The sequence below is a fragment of the Nonomuraea maheshkhaliensis genome, from assembly GCF_039529435.1.
GTDB classification, from domain to species: Bacteria; Actinomycetota; Actinomycetes; order Streptosporangiales; family Streptosporangiaceae; genus Nonomuraea; species Nonomuraea maheshkhaliensis.
On sequence record NZ_BAAAMU010000031.1, the window covers coordinates 1 to 24,917 of the forward strand.

The window sequence follows — 24,917 nt, forward strand, 5'->3', positions numbered from 1 at the left end:
CCCCCGCCGTCGTGATCTACACGGTCATGACGATCGTCCCGGTCGTCGTGGCGCTGTACCTGAGCCTCACCGACTGGAACGGCTTCTCCTCGGCCGCGTTCGTCGGCCTGGACAACTACACCCGCCTGTTCGACGACCCGGACACCGTCAGGGCCGGAGCGGTCACCGTGATCGTGGCCTTCTTCGGCTCGGTCGGGATGCTCGGGCTCGGCCTGGTCTACGCGCTCCAGCTCAAGGAGCGGAACTGGGCCAACTCCTTCTTCCGCACCCTCGCCTACTACCCGCACGTGATCAGCTCGCTCATCCTGGGCTTCCTGTGGAGCGCCATCCTCGGCACCAACGGCGCGATCAACAACACCCTCGCCGACCTCGGCATCGGCCCCGTCGGCTTCCTGTTCGACGAGAACCTCGCGGTGATCACCCTGGTGGGCGTCATCGTGTGGGCGGGCTTCGGCTTCAACGTGGTGCTGTTCGTGGCCGGCCTGCAGACGGTACCGCGCGAGCTGGTCGAGGCGGCGCAGATCGACGGCGCGTCGCGGCGGCAGATCAACCGCAGGATCGTCATCCCGATGATCGCACCGGTGGTCACCGTCGCCATGGTGCTCAACCTGGTGGGGCTGATCAAGGTGTACGACATCGTCGTCAGCCTCACCGACGGCGGCCCGGCCGGGGCCACCGAGACCATCGCGTACGTCATCCTCACCAGGTCGTTCGCCGGCACGGACGTCGGCTTCGCCACCGCCCAGGCCGTGGGCCTCATGGTGGCCTCCGCGGCGCTGTCGGTCGTCGTCACCGCCCTGCGCAACCGGCAGGACCGGGCCGCGACCAGCTAGGAGCCCCCATGACTTCTGAAACCCGTACAAAGTCGCCGGTTCGTGTCGCGCTGCTGACCCTGCTGTTCGCCGTCATGACCGTGCCGGTCTACCTGCTGCTGGTCAACAGCTTCAAGTCGCAGCAGGACATCCAGAACAGCCCGTTCTCGCTGCCGTTCGCCAGGATCTCGCTGGACTACCTGGCGGCGGCGGTGCAGAGCCCCCAGTACAACGTGCTCGAGAGCTACGGCTTCACGCTCGTGCTGGTGGTGGCCGTCGATGTGCTCTGCATCCTGTTCGCCGGGCCCGCCGCGTACGTGATCGCGCGCAGTCTCAAGCGGCGCACCCAGTTCCTGCTGCTGTTCTTCCTGGCCGGCACGTTCATCCCCGCCTCGGCCCTCATCGTGCCGCTGATCTACGTGCTGCGCGCGATCGGGCTGGGCAACACGGTGACCGGGCTGATCCTGCACGACGTCGCCATGACGCTGCCGGTGAGCATCTTCCTGTTCGTCGGCTTCATCCGGACCGTGCCCCGGGACATCGACCACGCGGCCGCGATCGACGGGGCCGGGCGGCTGCGTACGTACTGGCAGGTCATCTTCCCGCTGACCCGGCCTGCCGTGATCACGGTGCTGATCCTCAACTCGATCGGGATCTGGAACGACTTCATCAGCCCGCAGATCCTGCTCAGCCCCGGCTCCGGCACGTACACGGTCACCACCGCCATCTACGCCGGCATCAGCCAGTACGCGACCGACATGACCAAGGTCTTCCCCAACCTCCTCCTCGCCGTGGCCCCGGTGATCATCTTCTTCGTCTACATGCAGCGGCACATCATCAGCGGCCTGACGGTCGGCGCGCTCAAGGGCTGAGCGCCGCCGAGCCCGGTTGAGCGCGGTTGAGCGCACCCCACCCCCCTCGGAAAGGCAGGAACTGTGTCCATCACACGACGGCTACATGCCCTTTTTGCGGCTTGCCTCCTGTTACCGCTCACGGCGACACCGGCGGTGGCGCACGGGTCGCGAGCGCCGGGACAGATCCTCTACGTCGCGCCCGGCGGCAACGACGCCGCCAACGGGACGAAGGGCCGCCCCCTGCGCACCCTCGAAGGGGCCAGGGACGCGATCAGGAAGCTCAAGGCCCGCCACGGCCTGCCGGCCGGCGGGGTGACCGTCTACCTGCGCGGGGGCACGTACCAGCGGAGCGCGTCCTTCGCGCTCGACCAGCGGGACTCCGGCACGGCGAAGGCGCCGGTCGTCTACCGCTCCTACCCCGGCGAGACGGCCAGGCTCACCGGCGGGCGGCAGCTCTCCCACGACAGCTTCACCCCCGTGACCGACCAGGCCGTGCTGGGGCGCATCGTGGACGAGCCGGCCCGGGACAAGGTGCTGCAGGTCGACCTCAAGGCCCTCGGCTTCACCGACTACGGCCAGCTCAGCCGGCACGGCTACTGGAAGGCCAACGACGTCAGCACCGTCCCGCCCATGGAGCTGTACGTGGCGGGGCAGGGCATGACGCTGGCCCGCTGGCCCAACGACGGCACCGTACAGATGAAGGACATCATCGACGCCGGGCCCACCGTGAAGGACGCCGACCTGCAGAACCGGGGCGGCACGTTCAGCTACGGCTACGACCGGCCGCGCCACTGGACGCAGGCCGAGGACGTCTGGCTGGACGGCATCTTCGGCTACAGCTGGGAGTGGTCGTACAACAAGATCGCCTCGATCGACCCGGCGGCGAAGACGATCACGCTCCGCTACGGTGAGATGTCCGGCCTGATGAAGTCGTGGTACCCGGACTTCCACTTCGCCCAGAACCTGCTGGAGGAGCTGGACGCCCCCGGCGAGTACTACATCGACCGGGCCAAGGGCGTGCTGTACCTGATGCCCAACGCGGCCTTCCGTACCAAGCAGGGCGACATCACCGTCACCATGCTCAAGGAGCCGATGATCAAGACCGCCGGCGCCTCGTACGTCTCCTTCCAGGAGCTGGCGCTGGAGTACGGGCGCAGCCTGCCCGCGGTGATCCTCGGCGGCAGCCACGTCACCATCGAGCGCAGCGACATCCAGAACTTCTCCGACGGCGGCGTCTACATCAACTCGGCCGGCCGCTACGTCTACGACGGCATCCCGGACAAGAACAAGGGCCGCGACCACGCCGTGATCTCCTCCACGATCCGGCACGTCGGCGGCGTGGGCGTCGTCCTCAACGGCGGCGACGACAAGACCCTGGAGCCGGGCCGCAACCGGGTGGAGAACTCCCACATCCACGACTTCGCCTACTACCACAAGGCGTACAACCCGGGCGTGATGTTCGACGGCGTCGGAAACACGGCGCGCGGCAACGAGATCCACGACGCGCCGCATCCCGGCATCATCGTCCACGGCAACGACCATCTCATCGAGTACAACGACATCTACGACATCTGCCAGGACTTCCAGGACCTCGGCGCGATCTACATGAACGCCGGCATGACGCCGCACGAGCGCGGCACCGTGATCCGGCGCAACTACTTCCACCACATCGGCGAGGGGCGCGGCGGCGTCGAGGGCGTCTACCCCGACAACCTCACCATGGGCCTGACGATCGACGAGAACGTCTTCTACCGGATGGGCAACGACGCCATCAAGAGCGGCTCCGGCGACCACATCAAGGCCAGAAACAACATCTTCGTCGACACGCACGTCCCGTACGACAACTACGAGATGTGGATGGGCGACCAGCCCGGCAACACGGTGGACAAGAACTACCTTCCGGCCTGGCAGAAGCTCTTCGAGGAGAACGGCGGCTTCACCGGTACACCGTACGCCGCCAAATACCCCGAACTGCTCACCTTCTTCGACGAGAACCACTACTTCCCGGCCAAGAACTTCTTCGAGAACAACCTCGTCTGGAACCCCGAGCTGACCCGCGCCTCCAGCGTCAACCAGCACGGCGCGCGCGATATCAAGAACCTGCTCAACTACGCCGGCAACTGGGTCGCCGACCACGACCCCGGCTTCACCGACTGGCGGGCCGGCGACTTCTCGCTGACCGCGGACGCCGAGGTCTTCCAGCGCATCCCCGGCTTCAAGGCCGTCCCGTTCGCCGAGATCGGCACCCACGGCAAGATCGGGCTGCCGGGCGGGCCCGACCGGATCGAGCTGACCGCCCTGCACCTGCCCGGCGACCAGCTCACCGTCCCGCTCGGCAAGACGCTGTCCGTCCGGGCCGAGCCGGTACCGTGGAACGCCACCGACCAGGCGGTGACGTACGCGAGCAGCGACCCGGCGGTGGCCACGGTGAACGCGGCCGGCACGGTCACCGCGCTCATGCCCGGCACCACCACCGTCACGGTCACCGCCAAGGCCCATCCGGAGATCACCGACACGGCCACCGTCACCGTGAGCGAGGGCGACGGCGTCATGCACGCCACCGACTTCGAGTCAGGCGGCAACGGCTGGCCCGTGGACCCCAACCGCAGCATCGTCGCCGACCCTGACGGCAACCACTGGTACCGGATCGTCAACGGCGCCAACGGGCTGCTCGACCGCGCCTTCACCGACTACGCGCTGTCGTACCGGCTGCGGACGCCCGCTCAGGTGCCGGAAGGGGCGGTCCTCATCATGTACGACCGCCAGGGCAGCGCCGGTTTCGTCCGCTACCGGCACGCGGCGGCCGGTCCGACCTGGACGCTCTACGACCCGCAGTGGCGCACGCTGAAGCAGGTCGTCCTGCCGGCCGACGGCGGCCTGCGTCCCGGCACTGGGTACGACGTGCGGCTGACGGTGCGGGGCACGTCGGTGACCGTCACCGTCGACGGCGAGACCGTACTCGAAGGCACGAACCCGGCACAGAACCCGTCCGGCAAGATCGGCTTCTATACCGAGGGCTTCCAGCACCTCGACTTCGACGACGTCACCGTCTCACTCCCCCGATCCTCCTGACCGATGTTCCGGGGCGCGCCACCCACCGGCCGCGCCCCGGAACACACCGATGAACCGGGCTGCCGCAGCATCGAGATGTGCGGTAGACCTGGAGCCGTGGGCATCGGCAGGGGGCTGCGGTTCAGTGTGCTTGGGCCGTTACGGGTGGCCGGCGGCGATGGGCCGATCACGATCAGCGCGGGGAAGCAGCGGGTGGTGCTGGCCACGCTGCTCCTCCACGCGGGGCAGGAGATCTCCTACGACCAGCTGACGGATCGGGTGTGGGATCTGAACGCGCCGGACGACCCGCGTAGCGCCCTGTTCATCCACGTGACGCGATTACGCCGGGTGCTGGGCGACCGGGGCGAGGAGCCCCGGCTGATCCGGACGCACGGGCACGGATACGCCATCGACGTCGAAGACGACTGTTTGGATCTGACCCGGTTTCGCCGGCTGGCCCGGCGGGCCGAGCGGGCGGCGGGAGAAGGCGACCTCTCCGGGGAGGCGGACCTGCTGGAGCAGGCGCTGGGACTGTGGCAGGAGCCGGTTCTGGGCAACGTACCGTCGGAAGTGGTGCATCGCGACGACGTCCCGCAGCTCGTCGAGGAGCGGATGCGGACGCTGGAGCGGTGGTTCGACGTCAGTCTGACGCTCGGCCGGCACGGTCAGATCGTCGGGGAGTTGCTGGCGGCGGCGGACGCCCACCCGCTGCGCGAAGGGCTGCGGGCGCGCCTGATGGTGGCGCTGTACCGGTCCGGTCGCCAGGCCGAGGCGCTCAAGGCGTACCAGGACCTGGCGACGCTGCTGCGCGAGGAGCTGGGTGTGGATCCCGGCAAGGAGGTGCGGGCGTTGCGGCAGGCCATTCTGAACGACGACGCCGAACTCGCCGCTCCTGGGACGGCCGGTCAGCGGGTGCACGCGCGGGTGGTGCCCCGGCAGTTGCCCGCTCCGCCCGCGCCGTTCGTCGGACGCCACGACGAGCTGGAGCGACTGGACGACGCCCGCGCCGCGGGCGGACCCGTGGTGATCTCGGCCATCGCCGGCGGCGGCGGGATGGGCAAGACCTGGCTGGCGCTGCACTGGGCGCACCGCAACCTCGACCGGTTCCCGGACGGGCAGCTGTTCGTGGATCTGCGCGGGTTCAGCCCGGACGAGACGCCGATGGCGCCGGAGGTCGCGGTGCGGGGGTTCCTGCACGCGCTCGGCGTCGCGCCCGGCCAGGTGCCGGATCAGCCGCACGCCCAGGCGTCGCTGTTCCGCAGCCTGGTGGCGACCAGGCGGATGCTGCTGGTGCTGGACAACGCGGTGGACGCCGCCCAGGTCGCTCCGCTGCTGCCGGGCGGCGGGACGTGCGTGGTCGTGGTGACGAGCCGCAGGTGGCTGTCCGGCGTGACCACCCGGCACGGCGCGCGCCACCTGGCGCTCGACACCCTCTCCGACGACGAGGCCCATGCGCTGCTGACCCGCAGGATCGGCGCGGCGCGGGTGGCCGCCGAGACCGCGGCCGTCACAGAGTTCGTCGCGTTGTGCAAGGGCTTGCCGCTCGCGTTGAGCATCATCGCCGCCCGAGCGGCGGCCCAGCCGCGCCGGTCACTGATGGAGCTGGTCGCCGAGCTGCGTGACGAAGGACTCGGCGCGCTCGACGACGACGATCCGTCGGCCAGCCTGCCGGCCGTCCTGTCGTGGTCGCTGCGGGCGCTCCCCGCCGAGCAGGCCCGGGTGCTGGCGCTGCTGGCGATCGCGCCCGGTCCCGACCTCGGTCCGTACGCCGCCGCCGACCTCACCGGGTTGCCCCTCGGCCGGACCAGGACGGTCCTGCGCCAGCTTGAGCAGGCGTCGCTGCTGAGCCGGGACGAGCACGCCCGGTACCGGATGCACGACCTGGTCCGCCGCTACGCCGCCGAACGCGGACCGGCGGACACCGCGGCGTTGCGCCGGGTCGTCGGCTTCTACCTGCGCACGATGAGGACGGTCGACATGGTGGTGCACCCGGCCGCCCCGGTCGTCGAGCTCGACCCGCCCGCGACCGGCGCCGACCCCGCTCCGCCGCACGACATGGCGGCGGCGCTGTCGTGGTTCGACAGCGAGTATCAGTGCCTGCTCGCCGCCCAGAAGACGGCCGCGGACCATGGCATGCACGTCCCGGTGTGGGCGATGGCCTGGTATCTGAACAACTACCAGGAGCGGCGGGGACTGCTCCGCGACCAGCTCGATGTCGTCCAGGCCGGTCTGGACGCCGCCGTGCACCTCGGCGACCCGGCCGCCGAGGCCCGCATGCGCAGGCTGCTCGGGAACGTGTCCGCCAAGCTCGGCCGGTACGACCAGGCGATGGAGCACCTGACCCACGCACTGACGCTGGCCCGCGAAACCGGCGACCGGCTCGCCGAGGCCCGGGCCTACCGGGCGATCGCGGTGGTCTGGATGCACCGGGAGGACTACGAGCCGGCACTCGACCAGGTCACCCGAGCTCAGCAGATCTTCCACGCCCTCGACGATCCGGTCGCGGAAGGCGACGCGCTCAACGACATGTCCTGGTACGCCGCCAAACTCGGCCGCTACGACGTCGCCCGTGAGACCGGCGAGGCCGCACTGCTGCTGGCACGACGCACAGGGAGTCCTAGCGTCGAGGGAACCACGCTCGACACCCTGGGATACGTCAACCATCTCAGTGGCGACCATGCTCGGGCGGTTCAGCACTACCGCGACGCGCTGAGGATCCAAACCGAGATCGGCAGCCACTACTTCGCCGCCAACACGCTGGTACGGCTCGGTGACGCGTACGCCATGCTCGGCGACCACGACGAAGCCCGTGCCGCGTGGCAGCGGGCCCTCTCGATGTACCAGCAGCAGGGGCGCGCCCAGGACGTCGCCCGCGTCCGCCGCCTTCTCGGACCGGACCAGAGCCGGTAGCGCGCCGGCGACCTCACGAGAGATTCACGGTGCGAGCGGACCGGTGACGCGCGTACGCCTGCTGGATCTCCGGACCCGGGTCGAGGCCGAGCTCCGCACGCAGCAGCGCACGGACCGTCCGGTACGTCTCCCGCGCCTCTGCAGGACGTCCCCCGAGGGACAGCGCGAGGATCAGCTGGGCCCAGAGCCGTTCGTGCGTGGGGTGCGCGCCCACGGCCGCCCGCAGCTCGGGGATCACCTCGGCGGGCTCACCCAGTCTGATGCACGCCTCGAACCAGCGTACCTGCGCGCGCAGCCGCTCCTCCTCCAGGAGCGGCACCACCTCGCGGTGCAGGGATTCCGAGGTGATGTCGGCGAGCACGGGCCCGCGCCACAACGCCAGCGCCTCACGCAGCAGCCGCGCCTCCTGCCCGGTGTCGTCCCGCGACCTCGCCGCCGCAGCCGACCCGACGAGCCGGCGGAACCGCAGCACGTCGAGCGTCTCGGCACCGGCTTGGATCGAGTAGCCCAGGTCGTGGGTCCTGATCAGATTCCGGCCGGCCCGCAGCGAACGCCGGAGCCGGGCGATATGCGTGTGCAAGGAAGCCGTCGGGTCGGCAGGAAGGTCGTCCGCCCAGATCCGGTCGATCAGCTCGTCCCTGGTGACCAGGTTGCCGGCCTGCAAGAGCAGCGTGACCAGGGCCACGCGTTGTTTCGCCGCCGCGATGACGACCGGAGCTCCCCCTCCGACGATCTCCAACTGGCCGAGCACGCCGAAACGCAGCTCATCGCCTGTCTGCTCCATCGTGCAGGAACACCCCCTCATCCCCCGGATCCCGCTCCGTCGGCCGCGGGTGGTCCCCGCTGGCCAGCCGCAGGTGACAGGGCTCGATCGGCTGCCGGCGCAGGATCAACGCCTGGATCTGCCGCATCTCCTCGCCCGGCTCCAGGCCGAGCTCCGCGCGGAGCCTGCCGCGTACCGTCTCGTACGTCTCCAGTGCCTCCGCCGGACGGCCCGACTGGTAGAGGCAGAGCATGAGCCGCTCGCACAAGCGCTCGCTCAGCGGGAAGGCGCTCAGTGCCGCCCGCACCTCGCCGATGACCTGCGCGCCCTGGCCGGAGCGCAACGCGAGGTCGAACCAGCGCTCCTGTACGCCCAGGCGCTCGGCGGCCAGAGCGGGCACCTCTTCGCGGTGCAGCACGTCGGACGGCACGTCGCCGAGCAACGCTCCCCGCCACAACCCGAGCGCCTCGCGCAGCAGCCCTTCGGCCCGGTCGTGGTCCCGGGCCGCCTCGGCCACCAGCCGCCGGAATCTCAGTACGTCCAGCGACTCCGGGCATGCCCGCAGGAGATAACCGCCCTGGCCGGTCTCGATCAGGGCCGGACCGAGCCGGCCGTCGCCCAGCGTGTGCCGGAGCCGGGCCAGGTAGGTGTGCAGCGAGGAGCGCGGATCGGCCGGGCCCTCGTCGTACCAGAGCCGGTCGATCAGCCGCTCCATCGACACCTGTCGGTTGGCGTGCAGCAGCAGCGTCGCCAGCAGGATCCGCTGCTTGCTCGCGGTGATCGCGAGCGCGGTTCCGTCGCGCTCGACCTGCAGCGGACCCAGCACCCGGAAAACCAGCACGTCCACCTCCTTCGGCACCGCGAATATAGGCAGCCGCCTTTTCGCCGATCTTTCGTGCCGCTTTCGCGAGGTCGTCAGGTCAGGAGGTTCTGGCAGAGCCGCTCGTCCGTACCCATGCCAGCGACAGGCCGATCGCCAGGGCCGTTCCGATCGCTCCCGAGGCCGCGATCACCGTGGACGACGTCGCGTGCTGGGCGGCGAACCCGAACATCAGGATGGCGACGCCCTGTGTGACCCGCATGGTCGTGGTGAGCAGGCCCACGGCCTGCCCGCGCATGTCGTCGGGGACGGTCTGGGTGAACTCGGCGGTGAGCGGGATCCAGAAGTACAGCGCCATTCCTGAGACCACGATCAGCACGGTCGCGACCACCGCCCCCGGCACGGCGGCGAACAGCATCAGCGGCAGGCAGCCGAGGGCCGACAGGACCACCACGTGCGGCGGGCGCTGATCGGGGATCAGCAGGGGCAGCAGCCAGAGCCCGATCACGATCCCGGCGGGGGTGGCGCCCATCAGCAGGCCGGCGACGGCCGTCCCCTGGCCGAGCTGTGCCGCGTACGGCGCCGCGAGTGTCGCGGACACGAGGCAGGCGGCGATGGGCAGGGTGAACAGCATGATCACCCGCAGCCGTGGGTGCGCGGCGATGTAGCGGGTCGCGGTGCGGAACGAACCGAGCCAGGACGGCGCGGAGGCGCCGCCGCCGGCGGTGGCCGGCCGGGCCCGTACCCCCGCCAGGATCGCCAGGCCGGACAGGACGAAGGTCGCGGCGTTGAACACCAGGACCGCGGACAGTCCGGTGATCGCGACGATCACGCCGCCGAAGGCGTACCCGATCGTGTAGGAGACGTGGTTGACCACCTGCGTGACCGCAGACCCCTTCACCAGCCGCCGGCCCGGCAGCACCACCGACATGGTGGCCAGATAGGAGCTGCTGAACGGCGAGTCCAGCAGCCGGATCAGGAAGAGCAGGGCCCACAGGGCGACCAGCGGCAGCCCGGGGATCGCCATGATGAGCAGGAGGAACGCTCTGCCGAGGTCGGCGGCCACCATGACGGCGCGCCGGGGGATTCGGTCGGCCAGACCGGCCAGTAACGGGCCGCCGATGAGGTCCGGGAGTGTGGTCAGGGCGAAGGTGACGCCCATGAGCGCCTCCGACCCGGTGTCGGCGAAGACCGCGATGACCAGCGCGGCGCGAGCGACGTAGTCGCCGACGGTGGCCAGCACCCGGCTGGCGAACAGCGCGCGGAACTCACGCACGCCGAAGATCTCCGCGTAGGTGACGCGGCCGGCGGTCATGCGCCCCCGCACCTCGTCCGCGGCATGCCGATCACCGAGCAGCCCATCACCAGTTCGCCGGCGGCGTCGATGCCCAGCAGGTCTTCGAGCTGCTCGTCCCTGATCGCCGCGGTGAAGGTGACGCCGAGCCCGAGCGCGGCGGACAGCAGGTAGAGGGTCTGGCTGAGGTGACCGACATCGAGGTGGAGCATCCGGTAGGTACGCGGAGTCGAGTATTTCCACATGCTGCGCGCGAGCACACAGGTATAGAACACGACACAACCGCTGGCCGCCACCCACTCCTGGCCTCCGAGCAGCTCCACGAGGGCGTCCCCGGTGTGCGGCGGCCCGACGAGTTCCAGCTCGTGGCGCCGGACGTTCAGGTGATACAGCCCGGGAGCGAGCCCGCTGACGCGGTGCGCGTGGAGGTAGATCTCGGTGGGGTGCCGGCCTCCTCCTGAAGGGGAGGTTCTGAAGGCGGTCTGGGTGGGCTCGTCGAGTTCGACGATCCCACCGCCCCAGCGCAGCAGCGCGCTGATCGCGTCGAACGGCACCGGTTCCCCGCTGAACCGGCGTGAGCTGCGGCGATGGGACAGGACGTCGAGGAAGCCGGAACGGGCCCACGGCGCCGTGCCGGCCTCGGCCAGCACGACGCGGTGCGGTGCCGGCACCTCCCGGCACACGGCGGGCGGCGGCTCGTCGTCGGGCCGCCGCCGCAGCCGCTCCTGTTCGAGCTCGGCCGTCATGAACGGCTGGTCGCGCAGGTTGCGGGTTTCCGCGTGGAACACGGCGGCGAGCCGGCCCCAGCGATGCCAGGCGGCCTCGCCGGCGGCCTCGGCGCGGTGCCGTTCCGACTTCCAGGTGACGAGGACGTTGGCCGCACGCAGCCGCTCGACGATCGCGACCAGGAACGCGGCGTGATCATCATCGCGGGCGCACGTACGCACCTCGCTCAGTGGCCGCCAGGTGGTGAAGCACCGCAGCACGGCGTCGGCGTCCTCACCGAGGACGAACCGGCGATGAGCCAGGGTGTCGTGCCAGACCAGCTGATCGGCGTGCCACAGCAGCGCACCGCACGATGAGATCCGCAGTCGTGGGTCGTCCACGTGCAGCCTCGCCGGTCAGCCGATGTCGGGCGTGCGGTCGACCCAGCTCGTCAGGATCTCGGCGGGCGCGTATTCGCCGGCCAGCTCGATGACGGCCTCGTCCGCGGCTGATGTGTTCATCTCTTGCTCCTTCGCTTGTTCTGCCGGACTTTTGCTTACTGGTCTTTACTGGTCCTTTCCTCTGGTCATTCCCGTTCCCTCCCTTCCGGTTCTCGCCGGCCGATGGTGCCGGTGCGGGTTCACCAGTTCTGTCCCGGCTTTCTCATGGATTTCGCCTCCTCTCTTCGGTTCGGGCGGCCGCCCACTCCCGGGCCGGATATGCGCCGGCCATGATGCCGGCGAGGCCGGCCAGGGCGATCGCCGCGACGGGTCCCGTCCAGGTGGCCACCACGCCGCCGGCGAAAATGCCCAGACCTTGCACCGTGATGAGCCCGGACGACATCACCCCCATTCCCTGGGCACGGGACGCGTCCGGAAGAATGCGTACGAACAATGCGCCCACCTGCATCTGGTAACAGATGGAGCAGGCGCCGGAAAGCGCGAAGAGAATCGCGGACATCGTCAGGCCGGGCCACAGAACGCACAATGCCAGCGGCACGCCGGCCAGCAGGGCGAGCACTCCCACCGTTCTGTCGCGGACCGGCTCGGGAACGAATCTGCCGAAGATGAACGCGCCGATCACGCATCCGACCGGATCCGCCGCCATGATCACACCGACGGCCAGGGCGGAGCCTTCGTCCAGCGCATCGGCGTATGGAGCCGCGAGCCCTTCCGGCATCACGTAGAAGCCGGCCAGCCAGCTCAGCGCGGCCAGTGACCGCAGCCGCGGATCCCGCCACACCATCGCCAGTCCGAATCCGCCCGCCGGCACCCTCGACCGTCCGCCGCCTCCCGCCGCCGCAGGTCGCCGGCGCGTGCCGAACCTGACCAGCAGCGCGGACAGCACGAACGTCGCGGCGTCGACGGCCAGCCCCGTGGTGGAGCTGAGCGCCTGGGCGAGCAGTCCCCCGCCGAGGAAACCGCCGATCTGGGCGCTCTGAATGGTGATCTGCCGGATGGAAAGACCGAGGACGTAATGGTCGCCGGTCAGGACATCGGCGAGCAGGGAGAGTTGGGCCGCCTTGAACGGCCCGCTCAACGCGGTCATCACGGCCAGCAGCACGGCCAGCGCCGGTAACGGCATGCCGGGCAGTGCCATCGCCGCGACCAGCACCGCGCGTACGAGATCGACGACGAAGATGACCTCGCGGCGCGGATATCGATCGCCGACCCAGCTCAACGTCATTCCGCCCACCAGGGACGGGAGGTACGTCAACGCATACGTCAGCCCGGTCAGCGCGGCCGAGGCCGTTCGCTGGTAAACCAGGACCGCGATCGACACCCTCGCGAACTGGTCCCCCACCTGGGAGAACAACTCCGCCGACCACAATGCCCTGAACTCGGCGACCCCCAGCACCGCACGAAACGTCGCCTTCTCCCCCGATGCAACAGCATTCACAGCGAACTCCGTCACGCCCCGGAAACGATGCCGGCGAAAGAATCTCCCTCGAAGACGGCCGACGCCTGCCTACCGCGCACCAATCTGCCGCATCGCCCTCTCGTCCCCCTGTCGTCCTGCTGTCGTCGACATCGCGGTGGACAGAACGCGGGCACCGCTTTCGCCGTCTTTCGTCGCGCCGTCACCCGCTCACGGCGATCGCGACGAAGTTGACCAGCTGAAGGAGCGACTGCACGACGGCGAGAGCGGGCCCCGTCCATTTCGTCACCGGCCGTCTGACCGGGAGCGCGAGAGCGGAGATGCCCGTCACCGCGCTGCCGATGAAAGCCCAGAACGCCACCGTTCCGAGCAGCCCCGCATTCGGATTGCAGTCTCTCCCCCTCTCGAAGCAGATCCCCCACGACGGAGTGATGATCATGATGAAGCCGGCCAGGATGACGGACGGAATGAGGGTGCCGAGGCTGATCATCGCGGAAATTCGCCAGGCGATCCTTCGTCGTAAGACCGGGTTTTCTTGGTTCTCGGACATGTCTGCCAATCTGAAGGTCGTGCCCGGCAACATACAGGACGCTTGAGAAAAAGGGCGATGACTTTTCCTGCTTTCCCGGCGAAAGAATGGCGACAGCGTCAAGAAATCCGCCTGGCCTAAAATGCGGCGCGGATATGGCCGGTGTTCGGGCGCCGGTAATATCCTGCTGCCGATACCGAAATGACAGCCCAGAGACCGGGGGTCCGCATGACGACACCTTTGTGCGATCGGCCGGTGATCGCCGCCGGAGGCATCGGTGACGGGCGCGGGCCGGCCGCCGCGCTGGCCCTGGGTGCGCCGGCGGGGTGGCTGGGGACCCGCTTCCTGACCGCCGAGGAAACGGCCACCCACGACACGTACCGGCAGGCTGTCTGCCGGGCGTCCGCCGGCGACACCGTTCACACCACGTGCTTCGACGGCGGCCGGCCGGACGCGCCGTATCGCGTGCTCGGCAATCGCACCCTGGAGGCGTGGGAGCGGGCGAGCCCGTCGGCGGCTCCCGATCGGCCGGGCTCGTGCGTGATCAGGCGCGTGGCAGCAGGCCCACGAGTGTCGCGGTGAAGGCGGAGCGGAGGGCGTCGCGCAGGTCCAGGTGGAGCATGTTGAGTGCGGGTTCCTCCGCGTAGGCGGCCAGGACGCTGGGCGGCGGCGGGACGTACGAGGACAGGGCGCCCGCCGAGACCATGGCCATCAGGCAGAACAGTCGCGCGTCGTCCCCGAGCTCCGGCAGGTGACGGCGGATGAGGTCGGTGATGGTCGTGAGCCGGGCGAGAGAGGCACGTTTGTGCCGTTTGACCACCTCGACCGAGACGTTGTGCTCAAGGACGCCGCCCTGCGCGCCGAAGAGGTCGCAGAGCACCTTCCGCTCCGCCAGCGACCGGCTGAGGATCTCGGCCAGCTGACGGGCCCGCACTTCCGGGGTCGCCTTGGCGTCGATGCCCGCGGCCAGGGCGTCCGTCATCTCGGCTTCCCAGCTCGCCAGGAAGGCGTCCAGCAGTTCGAGCAGCACCGCCTCGCGTGACTCGAAGTAGCGCAGGACGTTCGACTTGGCCAGGCCCACGCGCCGGCTGAGCTCGTTGAGGCTCACCTCGGCCACCGGCATCTCGTCGAGCATCGCCGCCGCCGTGTCCAGGATCACCTGGCGGCGGATCTCCCGCTGCTCCTCACTACGCGCCCGCTTGAATGTCACAGCCATCACCCTAGCTTAAAGACCGGCAGTCTCTTGACAGCAGACCGATGGTCTCTTATGTTGAGGCACGTAAGAGACCGACGGTTCTTTAGGAGGACCTCATGAGTGGCAACTGGACCGAACAGGACATCCCCGACCAGAGCGGGCGGGTGGCGATCGTGACCGGCGCCAACACCGGGCTGGGCTTCGAGACCGCGCGGATGCTGGCCGAGCACGGGGCCACGGTGGTACTGGCCGTACGCAACGTCGAGAAGGGCAGGCAGGCGGCCGGCCGCATCAGCGGCGACGTCGCCGTCCAGGCCCTCGACCTGACCTCACTCGACTCGATCCGGTCCGCGGCGGCCGACCTGCGCGCCACGTACCCGCGCATCGATCTCCTCATCAACAACGCGGGCGTGATGTACACCCCGCCGCAGCGCACCGCCGACGGCTTCGAGCTGCAGTTCGGCACCAACCATCTGGGCCACTTCGCCCTGACCGGCCTGCTGCTGGACCGGCTGCTGCCCGTGCCCGGCTCCCGCGTCGTGACGGTCAGCAGCACCGGCCACCGCATCAGGGCCGCCATCCACTTCGACGACCTGCAGTGGGAGCGCTCGTACAGCCGCGTCGGCGCCTACGGCCAGTCGAAACTCGCCAACCTGCTGTTCACGTACGAGCTGCAGCGCCGGCTCGCCCCGTACGGCACCACGATCGCGGTGGCCGCGCATCCCGGCGTGTCCAACACCGAACTCGCCCGCAACACGCCCGCCCTGCTCCGCCTGCCCATCACCTGGCTCGCGCCGCTGCTCACCCAGGACTCCGACATGGGCGCCCTGCCCACCCTGCGCGCCGCCACCGACCCGGCCGTCACGGGCGGCCAGTACTACGGCCCCGGCAACCGGGGGGAGATCAGCGGCTACCCGAAACTGGTCACCTCCAGCCCCGCCTCCCATGACCAGGCCGTCCAGCAGCGCCTGTGGACGGTGTCCGAGGAGCTGACCGGAGTGACGTTCTCGGCGCTGGCAGCGCAGTGAAAGCCCTCATGAGTTCCCAGTCTCGGCGGGGGGCCGTCAGCCGGTGGTGAGGGCGGCGCAGGCCTCGGTGGCCATCACCGCGCTGAGCTGGGCCGAGAGTGAGACCTTCGGGCCCGGCGGGTGGTTCCAGTTCTGGCCGGCCAGCAGCAGGCCGTCCCGCAGGGACGACTTCCACAGCCGTTCGGTGCTGTCCAGCAGGAAGTCCCGGACCTCCGGCACGTCCTGGGCCTCCAGCAGGCGGTGGGCGTACCGGTAGTAGATGCCCTTGAACAGGCCCTCGTCGCCGCCGTCGCCCTCGTGGGCGAAGACGCCGTCCGAGCTCAGCTCCGTGATGGCCGTGCGGGCCGTGCGGGTGGCGCGGGACAGGTAGTCGTCCCGGCCGAGCGCCTGGGCGAGCTCGACGCAGGCCCCGGCGTAGAGACCCTGGTTGTACGTGAAGCGCCACTGCACGTCGATGGCGTGATCCTCCTGGCGGTTGACGCCGTCCTCGACGAAGCCGTCCGGCCGCACCAGGGCGCCCTCCAGCCAGTCCATCGTCCTGACCGCCCACTCCAGGTAGCGGGGGTCGCCGGTGACGCGGTGAAGGCGGGCCGACAGGATGGCGAAGGGGCCGTTGGCGGGGGTGTTCTTGTAGTACGGCTGCTGGACGCGCCAGGCGATGCCGCCGCCCTCGTGGTCGTTCCAGCCGTCGTCGAGCACGTGCTGCCAGATCACGATGACGTCGTGGCGCAGGTCGGCGGAGCCGGTGGCCTCGGCCAGGCGCAGGGTCGCGAGCGCGAGCCAGAGCATGTCGTCGAAGTAGTCGTTGAAGAGCCGGCCGCCGTTGCGCCGGCGGATACCCGCCAGGATCGCCGCGGCCTGGTCGAGCCGGGCCGGGTCGCCGGTCCGCCGGTGGGCGTCGATGCGCACGTCCATGGCGTGCGCGAGCCACCAGTAGTTGAAGGTGTCGTTGTCGCCGGGCTCCAGCGGGTGCCAGTTGTCGAAGAGCTGGTCACCGGGGGCGGCGAAGTAGTGGTCGAGGCTGCGCTGAGCCAGGTCGGCGCGGTCGTTCCAGAGGTCGGGCAGCGACAAGGGTGGGTCCTCCGTGGATCAGCTGGTCTCGGGGTCGACGATCGAGAACGGGACGATGGAGCGTGGCGGCACCGGCTCGCCGCGCATCTGGGCCAGCAGCAGGTCCACCGCCTGCCGGCCCATCTCCCGCTGCCCCTGCCGCACGTGCAGGAAGCCCGGCCCGGCGACCGGGTCGAGGGGTGAGTCGAAGCAGGCGATGAGCGGGCGCGGCTCCGTGCCGGAGATGGCCCGGCCCATGACCCGCGCCAGGTTGTACTCGCACACCACGAACGCGGTCACCTCGGGCTCGCGGGCCTGGAAGGCGCGGATGCGTTCGACGTCGGCCCGCACGTTGTCGGGAGTGAACGCGCCAGGCAGCGTGCTGGACAGGTCGGTCAGCTGGTGCACGAAGTCGAGGGACAGGCCGCGCCCGGTGAAGGCGGCGCGGAAGCCCTCCAGCCGCTCCTCGATGCTGGAGGTGTTCTCCGGCGGCGGGGAGGCGAACGCGATGTGCCGGTGCCCCTGGTCGAGCAGGCGCTCGGTCAGGGCGCGCGCGGCGGCGACGTTGTCGGTGTGCACGGCGCACACCTGGATCCCGGCCAGATAGCGGTCCACGAGGACGAGCGGGAAGCCGTCGAGGATGGTGCGGAGCAGGCCGGCGTTGTAGTACTCGCCGTGCACGGGGAAGACGATCAGGCCCTCGGCGAGCCCGGCGTCGACCATCGACTCGATGGCCTTCTCCTCCTCTTCCTGGCTGCCGCGGGTCCGCTTGATCACCAGGGTGATGCCGCGCTCGGCGCAGCGCTCCTCGACCGCGCAGAGCAGCTCCAGCCCGTACGCCTCGGACGCGTCCGGATAGATCATCGCGATCGTGCCGGGCACCCGCTCGCCCTCAGCCGCCGCGCGGACCGGTGAGAGCGCCAGGGAGTCGAGGTCGGGCAGCTCCGCGGCCACGAACGAGCCCTTGCCGCGGACCCGGTGCACGACGCCGGCCTGCTGGAGGATCTCCAGCGCCTTCTTCGAGGTGATCCGGCTGACCTCGAACCGCTCGGCCAGCTCCATCTCCGAGGGGACGCGGTCGCCGGGGGTCAGCGCTCCACGCCGGACCTCGTCCAGGAGGTAATCAATGATCCGCTCGTACAGGAGCGGGCCTCTCGCAGCCACTCTTCCCCTTCATAGCTTGGTATGTCAGCACATCTAGATATATATCATCTCATAAATTGAACCATCGAAACATATTGACTTATGCCAACTTGATTCCTACGTTTCCCTCAGATGACATCTCGCGCACCTCACGAAGGGAAACGCGTGAACGCTGTCCCAACTGTGCTGCACGACGTGGCCGACCGCGTACGAACACTGCTGGCGCCCCGGTTCCCCGAGGCCGCCGCGATGTTCGAGCAGTGCTTCCTCAACACGCTGGAGACCACGGTCAGGCGGCTGCCGGACGGGACCACGTTCGTGCTGACCGGCGACATCCCGGCCATGTGGCTGCGCGACTCCGCGGCCCAGATCGAGCCGTACGTGCGCCACGCCGCCGACGACGACGGCCTGCGGGCCATGGTCCGCGGGGTGATCCGCCGCCACGCCCGGTACGTCGCCCTCGACCCGTACGCCAACGCGTTCAACGAGGGCCCCGACGGCATGGGCCACCAGGACGACCGGACCGAGCTCACCCCCTGGGTCTGGGAGCGCAAGTGGGAGCTGGACTCCCTGTGCCACCCGCTGCGGCTGCTGCACCTCTACTGGACGGTCACCGGCGACGCCGAGGTGTTCGACGAGGCCGTGCACCGCATGCTCACCGTCGCGGTCGCGACCATGCGCACCGAGCAGCACCCCGAGTCCTCGCCGTACCGCTTCGTCCGCCCGAACCCCCAGCAGCCCACGGACACGCTGGTCAACGAGGGACGCGGCCCCGAGTGCGGGTACACCGGCATGGTCCGCTCGGCGTTCCGGCCCAGCGACGACGCCTGCACCTACGGCTTCCTCGTCCCGTCCAACATGTTCGCGGTCGTCGTGCTCGGCCACGTGGCCGCGTTCGCCCACGACTTCTACGCCGACACGGCCCTGGCCGACGACGCCGCCGCGCTGCGCGCAGAGATCGAGGAGGGCATCGGCCGGTACGCGGTCGTCGACCATCCCGAGCACGGGCCCGTCTACGCGTACGAGACCGACGGCCTCGGCAACCACCTGCTCATGGACGACGCCAACGTCCCGAGCCTGCTGTCCATCCCCTACCTGGGCTACCGCCCGGCCACGGACCCCACGTACCGCAACACCCGGGCCTTCGTCCTCAGCCCGGGCAACCCGCACTACAGCTCGGGCAAGCACGCCCGCGGCGTGGGGAGCCCGCACACCGCGCCCGGCCACATCTGGCCGATGTCGCTGACCATGCAGGGCCTCACCAGCACCGACCCGGCCGAACAGGCGGAGCTGCTGGACATGCTCGCCGCCACCACGGCCGGCACCGGATACGTCCACGAGAGCCTGGACCCCGACGACCCCGGCGTCTTCACCCGCCCCTGGTTCGGCTGGGCCAACAGCCTGTACGCGCAGTTCGCCATGGAGGTGGCGCTGACATGACCCAGACGCTCGCCGGCCCACCCGCGGTCGGCCGGGCCTCCCCCGGACAGGCGAGGCGGCGGCGGTCCCGGATGTCCCGGCACCAGGCGCGGGCCGGGGTGCTGTTCGCCACTCCGCCGATGGTGCTGTTCGTCGTCTTCACCGTGCTGCCCGTGGCCGGCGCGCTCGGCCTGAGCTTCACCACGTACGACGTCTTCACACCGCCGCAGTGGGCCGGCCTGCAGAACTACGCCAGGCTGCTCGAAGACACCACCTTCTTCACCACGCTGAAGAACATCCTGCTCTACTGCGCGATGTTCGTGCCGCTGATGATCGCCGCCTCGCTGCTCCTGGCGGTGGCGCTCAACAGCAGGCTGCCGGCGATGAGCGTCTTCCGCACCATCTACTACATCCCCGTGGTGACCTCGCCGGTGGCCGCCGCGACGGTGTGGACCTGGATGCTCAACAGCCACTACGGGCCGATCAACGAGATCCTCGGCTTCTTCGGCATCCCAGGCCCGGCGTGGGTGGGCGACAGCAGCACGGCCATGGTGTCGATCGTGCTGGTCACGCTCTGGCAGGGGGTCGGCTCCAACATGCTGATCTACCTGGCGGGCCTGCAGAACATCCCCACGCACCTGTACGAGGCCGCCGCCCTCGACGGGGCCGGGCGCTGGGCCACGTTCGTCCACGTCACCTGGCCGCAGCTGCGGCTGACCACGCTGTTCGTCACGACCCTGTCGCTGATCGGCGCCTTTCAGCTCTTCGACCAGGCGTACGTGATGACCAAGGGCGGTCCCGGCAACTCGACGCTGACGCCCGTCTACCAGATCTACGAGACCGCCTTCAACCGGCTGCAGATGGGCTACGCATCGGCGCAGGCGTTCACGCTCTTCCTCATCATCGTGGCGGTCACCGTGATCAACATGCGGATCAACCGGAGTGACGAGACATGACCATGGCCAGGCGGATCAGGATCGCCCTGTTCTACGGCGTGCTCACGGTCGTCGGGCTGTTCATGCTGCTGCCGTTCCTGTGGTCACTCAGCACGTCGCTCAAGCCCGACGACGAGATCATCGCACTGCCCATCAAGTGGCTGCCCAGCTCGATCACCTTCGAGCACTACTGGTCGGCGTTCACCACCGTGCCGTTCGCCCGGCACTTCGCCAACTCGATGCTGCTGGCCGTGGCGGGGGTGATCACCAACCTGCTGCTCGGGGCGCTGGCCGGGTACGCCTTCGCGCGGCTGCCGTTCCGGGGCAGCCGGGTGCTGTTCCGGCTGCTGCTGGGCTCGATGATGGTGCCGGCCGTGGTGACGCTCGTGCCGTCGTTCGTCATCGTCCGCAGCATGCCGCTGGCCGGCGGCAACGACCTCATGGGGCAGGGCGGCGTCGGGCTGCTGAACACGTACTGGGCGGTCATCCTGCCGGGCGCGGTCGGCGCGTTCTCCGTGTTCATGATGCGGCAGTTCTTCCTCGCCCTGCCGAAGGACCTGGGCGAGGCGGCCCGGGTGGACGGCTGCCCCGAGTTCCGCATCTTCTGGAAGATCTACCTGCCTCTGTGTCGTCCCGCCCTGGCCACGCTCGCGGTGTTCACGTTCGTCGCGGGCTGGAACGGCTTCCTCTGGCCGCTGATCGTGCTCAACGACCCCGACATGAACACCATCCAGATGAGCCTGGCCGCCTTCTCCTTCAACAAGCAGACCGACTACGGGCCGCTCATGGCCGGATCCATCGTCGCCATGGCGCCCACCCTGCTGCTGTTCGCCTTCGCACAGCGCTACCTCACCCGGGGACTGGCCTTCACCGGCTCCGGTCTCCAATGACATGTCTTCACGAAAGGAAGTGAGCCGCCGATGCACGCGACCCTGACCAGGCGGCTGGCAGCCGCCGCCCTCGCCGTCGCCACGGTGATCACCACTGGTTGCGCCTCCTCCGGTTCGTCCTCCTCGTCCTCCTCGGGCGACGTGGTGCGGCTGAAGTTCTGGGGCGACTGGTCCGGAGAGGGCGAGCAGCAGTTCAGGACGATGACCGCGGCCTTCAACAAGACCCACCCCGGCATCCAGGTCGAGTACGTCGTCCAGGAGGACATGCTCACCAAGTTCCTCACCGCCTCCACCTCGGGCCAGGCCCCCGACGTCATGTTCTGGGACCGCTGGCGGACCGCGAGCTACGCGCCCAAGAACGTGCTGGAGCCGCTCGACGAGCGGCTCAAGAAGGACGGCATCCCGCCGGACCGCTTCTACGGTGAGGCCGTGCGCGAGCTCACCCACGACGGCAAGCTGTACGGGCTGCCGCTCACGGTGGACGCCCGCGCCCTGTTCTACAACAAGGCCCACCTCAAGGAGGCCGGCGTCGAACCGCCGAAGACCTGGGCCGAGCTGGAGCAGGCCGCGGTGAAGCTGACCAAGCGCGACGGCGGCAAGCTCGTCCGCGCCGGACTGTCCATGGACGACGCCGGCCTGTTCAGCATGTACCTGGCCCAGGCCGGCGGCCAGATGGTCACCGACGACTGCTCGCGCACCGCCTTCAACAGCCCGCAGGGCCTGCAGACACTCGACCTGTGGAGCCGGATGATCAAGGAGGGCGTCTACCAGAGCGGCTTCGAGAAGGGCCTCGGCGAGGGCACCGACGCGTTCGCCACCGGCAAGGTCTCCATGATCCTCACCGGGCCGTGGAACATCACCACGTACAAGAAGTACGGCAAGGACCTGGACTTCGGCATCGTGCCGCCGCCGAGCGGGCCGCAGGGCGGCAACGCCAGCCTCATGGGCGGCTTCGGCCTGGTGATCCCGCGCGCCGCCAAGCAGAAGGACGCGTCCTGGGAGTTCATCAAGTGGTGGACGGCCGAGAAGGACAACTCCATGTTGTGGGCCAAGACCAGCCTGAACATCCCCGGCAACGTGCAGGCGTCGGAGGATCCGTTCTTCTCCGGCGACCCGTTCTGGAAGCCGATCCTCGACACGCTGAAGTTCGCCAAGACCCGCCCCGCCTGCGCCGGCTACGCGCCGATGGAGGAGGAGGCGGTCATCCCGAACCTCCAGCTCTTCCTGGAGGGCAAGGCCGGCGCACAGCAGGCCCTCACCCAGGCGCAGCAGCAGGGCGACCGGGTGCTGAAGGACAACAACCTCAACTAGGGAAGCGCAGATGAGATTACGCGTCGCCGCTGCCGGTGTTCTGTTGTCGGCAGTCTTCATCCAGCCCGTCCAGCCGGCCCACGCCGCCGTTCCCGAAGCGGGCCGCCGCCCGGCCCACGTCCCCGCCGATGCCGACGCCGCCATGTCGGCGTTCGTCACGACCTTCTGGGACCCGGCGAAGAAGTACTTCTACACCAACAGCGACCGGCAGATCCACGAGCACGCGCACGGCCCCGAGAACGGCCGCTACACCGACTTCTGGTGGGAGGCCCAGCTGTGGGAGCTGGTGATGGACGCCTACCAGCGCACCGGCAAGGCCACGTACCGCACGATGATCGACGACGTGTACGCCGGGTTCCTCGCCTACTACCCGACGTTCGAGAACGACTTCAACGACGACCTGGGCTGGTGGGCGCTGGCCAGTGCGCGGGCGTACGAGATCACGCGTAACACCACGTACCTGGACCGGTCGCGGTCGTTGTTCGACCGCATCTGGGCCGAGCAGGACTCCACGTACGGCGGCGGCATCTGGTGGCAGAACAACACGCGCAACCAGAAGAACGTGGCCACCAACGCCCCGGCCGTGCTCACCGCCACCAAGCTCTACGCCGCCACCGGCGACGCGAGCTACCTGAACCGGGCGCGGGACCTGTTCGCCTGGATCAAGGCGAACCTCCAGGAGTCGGGGCACGTCTACGACCACCTGGAGGGCTCCGGCACTCTCGTCAAATGGGACTTCACCTACAACTTCGGGACCTACATCAGCGCCGCCGCCGCGCTGTACAAGGCCACAGGAACGGCGTCCTACCTGGCCGACGCCCGCGCGGCGGCCGACTGGGCCACCGCCAACCTGACCAACGGCGGCACGGTGCTGCACGAGGGTGTCAATGACGGCGGCGGCTTCAAGGCGCGGCTGATCCGCGGGCTCAACACCCTCGTCACCGAGCACGGGCAGCGCCAGTACCTGCCGTTCCTGCAGCGCAACGCCACCCAGGCGTGGCAGCACCGCCGCACGTCCGACGGCCTCGTGGGCCCGGACTGGTCGGCGCCGGCTCCGAGCACGTACCTGCAGAGCCTGACCGCGGCCGCCGCCGTCAGCACGCTGCAGATCGTCCAGCCGGACGGCAACTCCGGGCTCCAGCCGGAGAACGGCGTCTACGAGGCCGAGAACGCGCGGCCGTCCGGCATCGGCTCGGAGAGCAGCCAGCCCGGCTTCAGCGGCCGTGGCTACCTGGCCGGCTGGAACACCGCCCGCCAGACGCTCACGTTCCACGTCAACGTGGCCTCCGCGGGGGCACACCAGCTGCGCTTCCGCTACGCCGCCGGCGCGGGCGACGCCACCCGCCGGGTCCTCGTGAACGGCGCCCAGGTCACCGCCGGCCAGCCGTTCGCCTCCACCGGCGGCTGGGGCACGTGGAACACGGCCGTACTGAGCGGCGTGAACCTCGCGCGGGGGTACAACACGATCCAGCTCGAAATGGGGTCGAACTTCCTCAACCTGGACCGGCTCGACATCACCCGTTAGCAGCGGGGTGGCGGGGCCGGTCGGCGTCGTGCGCGGTCCGATCGGGGGCGTGCACGACCCGGCCGGCGGGTCAGACCGCGTCGACCAGGTGGTGCGAGGGGCCGTAGCCGATCTTCCAGTCCCCGCGACGCCAAGGGCCGTCAGCGGCGAGCGGCCGGCCCGCCCTCACCGGTACGGCACACGGACGGGGTCGCCGCCTTGAGCGCCTGGCGGTGCAGCCGGTCCAGCCGTTCCCGTGACGCCCCCGACGCGGTGGCCAGCGCCAGCTGCACCGAGCACGCGACCGGCCTGTCCCGCACCCGCTCGGTGTTCTTGAGCTCGGCGAGCAGGTCCGTGGTCAGCCGGTCGAGCCGCTCGCGGATCTGGCCGAGGTCGGGGCGCGTCGTGGGCGCCTCCTGCGGATGCGCGGTCCAGCGGGCGAACAGTCCCTTCTGCACGACCTTGCTGGCCGTGATCTGGTCGCGGAAGAACGCCACCGCCGCGTCCGGGTCCAGCTCGGCCGCGGCGGCCTGCTTCCTGACCTGCGCAAGGACCTGCTGCTCGCGTACGGGGTCCTCGATGGGCGAGTCGGTGCCGAACTTGGAGGCCGCCACGTCGTCGCCCACGCGGATGCGTTCGATGACCAGGTCCGTCAGGGGGCCGAGCCTGCCACGTGACGCGGTCGCCTCGACCGAGCTGCCTGCACTCGCCGGGGCCACCGCGGCCGCGGCCGGCGGGGCGGCCAGCCCGGTCGCCGCTCCGAACATTCCGGCGATCATCGCGAATCGCGTCATCCTTGTACGCAGGTTCATTTGCCTACCTCTAT

Annotated in this window: 21 protein-coding genes; 11 read left to right on the plus strand and 10 right to left on the minus strand. The window is 69.6% G+C overall.

Going from position 1 to position 24,917, the window contains the following annotated elements; translation table 11 throughout:
- From ABFX54_RS21820 to ABFX54_RS21835, 4 genes are all read left to right on the plus strand, one after another.
- A partial coding sequence (locus ABFX54_RS21820) for a carbohydrate ABC transporter permease (protein WP_346107484.1) occupies positions 1–833 on the plus strand: 833 nt, incomplete at its 5' end.
- A gap of 8 nt (positions 834–841) precedes the next feature.
- Positions 842–1,684, plus strand: a complete 843-nt coding sequence (locus tag ABFX54_RS21825) for a carbohydrate ABC transporter permease (protein ID WP_346107485.1) — start codon at positions 842–844, stop codon at positions 1,682–1,684.
- A 135-nt stretch (positions 1,685–1,819) separates the two neighbouring features.
- The gene (locus ABFX54_RS21830) at positions 1,820–4,738 is read left to right on the plus strand and encodes an Ig-like domain-containing protein (RefSeq protein WP_346107486.1); all 2,919 of its coding nucleotides are present in this window, start codon (positions 1,820–1,822) and stop codon (positions 4,736–4,738) included.
- A gap of 96 nt (positions 4,739–4,834) precedes the next feature.
- Positions 4,835–7,627, plus strand: a complete 2,793-nt coding sequence (locus tag ABFX54_RS21835) for an AfsR/SARP family transcriptional regulator (RefSeq protein WP_346107488.1) — start codon at positions 4,835–4,837, stop codon at positions 7,625–7,627.
- 13 nt (positions 7,628–7,640) lie between these two features.
- On the opposite strand, the gene ABFX54_RS21840 is transcribed toward ABFX54_RS21835, so the two are convergent.
- The 6 genes from ABFX54_RS21840 to ABFX54_RS21865 form a co-directional block, all read right to left on the minus strand.
- A complete protein-coding gene (locus tag ABFX54_RS21840) occupies positions 7,641–8,411 on the minus strand; it encodes an AfsR/SARP family transcriptional regulator (RefSeq protein ID WP_346107489.1) in 771 nt (256 codons plus the stop codon).
- The gene (locus ABFX54_RS21845) at positions 8,392–9,231 is read right to left on the minus strand and encodes an AfsR/SARP family transcriptional regulator (protein ID WP_346107491.1); all 840 of its coding nucleotides are present in this window, start codon (positions 9,229–9,231) and stop codon (positions 8,392–8,394) included. Before ABFX54_RS21845 ends, ABFX54_RS21840 begins: the two co-directional genes overlap by 20 nt.
- Positions 9,232–9,310: 79 nt before the next feature.
- Positions 9,311–10,525, minus strand: a complete 1,215-nt coding sequence (locus tag ABFX54_RS21850) for an MFS transporter (RefSeq protein WP_346107493.1) — start codon at positions 10,523–10,525, stop codon at positions 9,311–9,313.
- Positions 10,522–11,610, minus strand: coding sequence for a SagB/ThcOx family dehydrogenase (locus ABFX54_RS21855; protein WP_346107495.1), 1,089 nt, complete (start codon positions 11,608–11,610; stop codon positions 10,522–10,524). Before ABFX54_RS21855 ends, ABFX54_RS21850 begins: the two co-directional genes overlap by 4 nt.
- 262 nt (positions 11,611–11,872) lie before the next feature.
- Positions 11,873–13,123, minus strand: a complete 1,251-nt coding sequence (locus tag ABFX54_RS21860; RefSeq protein ID WP_346107496.1) for an MFS transporter — start codon at positions 13,121–13,123, stop codon at positions 11,873–11,875.
- 166 nt (positions 13,124–13,289) lie between these two features.
- Entirely contained in the window at positions 13,290–14,039 is a 750-nt protein-coding gene (locus ABFX54_RS21865; RefSeq protein ID WP_346107629.1) for a hypothetical protein, read from the minus strand.
- Here ABFX54_RS21865 and ABFX54_RS21870 point away from each other — a divergent pair.
- Positions 13,926–14,198 carry a nitronate monooxygenase family protein gene (locus tag ABFX54_RS21870; protein WP_346107626.1) on the plus strand — a complete coding sequence of 91 codons (273 nt, stop codon included), beginning with the start codon at positions 13,926–13,928 and terminating at the stop codon, positions 14,196–14,198. The genes ABFX54_RS21865 and ABFX54_RS21870 overlap by 114 nt on opposite strands.
- On the opposite strand, the gene ABFX54_RS21875 is transcribed toward ABFX54_RS21870, so the two are convergent.
- Positions 14,161–14,832 (minus strand): TetR/AcrR family transcriptional regulator, encoded by a 672-nt coding sequence (locus ABFX54_RS21875; protein ID WP_346107498.1) that lies wholly within the window; start codon positions 14,830–14,832, stop codon positions 14,161–14,163. The genes ABFX54_RS21870 and ABFX54_RS21875 overlap by 38 nt on opposite strands.
- Before the next feature lie 95 nt (positions 14,833–14,927).
- Between ABFX54_RS21875 and ABFX54_RS21880 the strand changes: the two genes are divergently transcribed.
- Positions 14,928–15,839, plus strand: a complete 912-nt coding sequence (locus tag ABFX54_RS21880; protein ID WP_346107500.1) for an SDR family NAD(P)-dependent oxidoreductase — start codon at positions 14,928–14,930, stop codon at positions 15,837–15,839.
- Between the two features lie 36 nt (positions 15,840–15,875).
- Here the strand turns inward: ABFX54_RS21880 and ABFX54_RS21885 are convergent, their stop codons facing one another.
- Together ABFX54_RS21885 and ABFX54_RS21890 are read right to left on the minus strand one after the other, a co-directional pair.
- Positions 15,876–16,910, minus strand: coding sequence for a glycoside hydrolase family 76 protein (locus ABFX54_RS21885; protein ID WP_346107502.1), 1,035 nt, complete (start codon positions 16,908–16,910; stop codon positions 15,876–15,878).
- Between the two features lie 18 nt (positions 16,911–16,928).
- Positions 16,929–18,053: a GntR family transcriptional regulator gene (locus ABFX54_RS21890; protein WP_346107505.1), complete on the minus strand. Its 1,125-nt coding sequence runs from the start codon at positions 18,051–18,053 to the stop codon at positions 16,929–16,931.
- 144 nt (positions 18,054–18,197) lie between these two features.
- On the opposite strand from ABFX54_RS21890, the gene ABFX54_RS21895 reads away from it, so the two are divergent.
- From ABFX54_RS21895 to ABFX54_RS21915, 5 genes are read left to right on the plus strand one after another with little or no spacing between them, the layout of a single operon-like run.
- Positions 18,198–19,472 carry a glycoside hydrolase family 125 protein gene (locus ABFX54_RS21895; RefSeq protein WP_346107507.1) on the plus strand — a complete coding sequence of 425 codons (1,275 nt, stop codon included), beginning with the start codon at positions 18,198–18,200 and terminating at the stop codon, positions 19,470–19,472.
- Positions 19,469–20,407, plus strand: a complete 939-nt coding sequence (locus ABFX54_RS21900; RefSeq protein ID WP_346107509.1) for a carbohydrate ABC transporter permease — start codon at positions 19,469–19,471, stop codon at positions 20,405–20,407. Before ABFX54_RS21895 ends, ABFX54_RS21900 begins: the two co-directional genes overlap by 4 nt.
- The gene (locus tag ABFX54_RS21905) at positions 20,404–21,276 is read left to right on the plus strand and encodes a carbohydrate ABC transporter permease (RefSeq protein ID WP_346107510.1); all 873 of its coding nucleotides are present in this window, start codon (positions 20,404–20,406) and stop codon (positions 21,274–21,276) included. The genes ABFX54_RS21900 and ABFX54_RS21905 overlap by 4 nt, the downstream gene beginning before the upstream one ends.
- A gap of 30 nt (positions 21,277–21,306) precedes the next feature.
- Positions 21,307–22,587 (plus strand): ABC transporter substrate-binding protein, encoded by a 1,281-nt coding sequence (locus tag ABFX54_RS21910; RefSeq protein ID WP_346107512.1) that lies wholly within the window; start codon positions 21,307–21,309, stop codon positions 22,585–22,587.
- A 43-nt stretch (positions 22,588–22,630) separates the two neighbouring features.
- Positions 22,631–24,112, plus strand: a complete 1,482-nt coding sequence (locus ABFX54_RS21915; protein ID WP_346107514.1) for a glycoside hydrolase family 76 protein — start codon at positions 22,631–22,633, stop codon at positions 24,110–24,112.
- Between the two features lie 140 nt (positions 24,113–24,252).
- Here ABFX54_RS21915 and ABFX54_RS21920 read toward each other — a convergent pair whose 3' ends face one another.
- Positions 24,253–24,903 (minus strand): chorismate mutase, encoded by a 651-nt coding sequence (locus ABFX54_RS21920; RefSeq protein WP_346107515.1) that lies wholly within the window; start codon positions 24,901–24,903, stop codon positions 24,253–24,255.
- Positions 24,904–24,917 lie beyond the last annotated feature (14 nt).

Excerpts from the sequence above, each read along its gene's own strand:
- ABFX54_RS21900 (WP_346107509.1), top strand. The coding sequence starts at position 19,469 with ATGACCCAGACGCTCGCCGGCCCACCCGCGGTCGGCCGGGCCTCCCCC.
- ABFX54_RS21850 (WP_346107493.1), bottom strand. The coding sequence starts at position 10,525 with ATGACCGCCGGCCGCGTCACCTACGCGGAGATCTTCGGCGTGCGTGAG.
- ABFX54_RS21880 (WP_346107500.1), top strand. The coding sequence starts at position 14,928 with ATGAGTGGCAACTGGACCGAACAGGACATCCCCGACCAGAGCGGGCGG.
- ABFX54_RS21840 (WP_346107489.1), bottom strand. The coding sequence starts at position 8,411 with ATGGAGCAGACAGGCGATGAGCTGCGTTTCGGCGTGCTCGGCCAGTTG.
- ABFX54_RS21825 (WP_346107485.1), top strand. The coding sequence starts at position 842 with ATGACTTCTGAAACCCGTACAAAGTCGCCGGTTCGTGTCGCGCTGCTG.
- ABFX54_RS21875 (WP_346107498.1), bottom strand. The coding sequence starts at position 14,832 with ATGGCTGTGACATTCAAGCGGGCGCGTAGTGAGGAGCAGCGGGAGATC.
- ABFX54_RS21910 (WP_346107512.1), top strand. The coding sequence starts at position 21,307 with ATGCACGCGACCCTGACCAGGCGGCTGGCAGCCGCCGCCCTCGCCGTC.
- ABFX54_RS21905 (WP_346107510.1), top strand. The coding sequence starts at position 20,404 with ATGACCATGGCCAGGCGGATCAGGATCGCCCTGTTCTACGGCGTGCTC.
- ABFX54_RS21920 (WP_346107515.1), bottom strand. The coding sequence starts at position 24,903 with ATGAACCTGCGTACAAGGATGACGCGATTCGCGATGATCGCCGGAATG.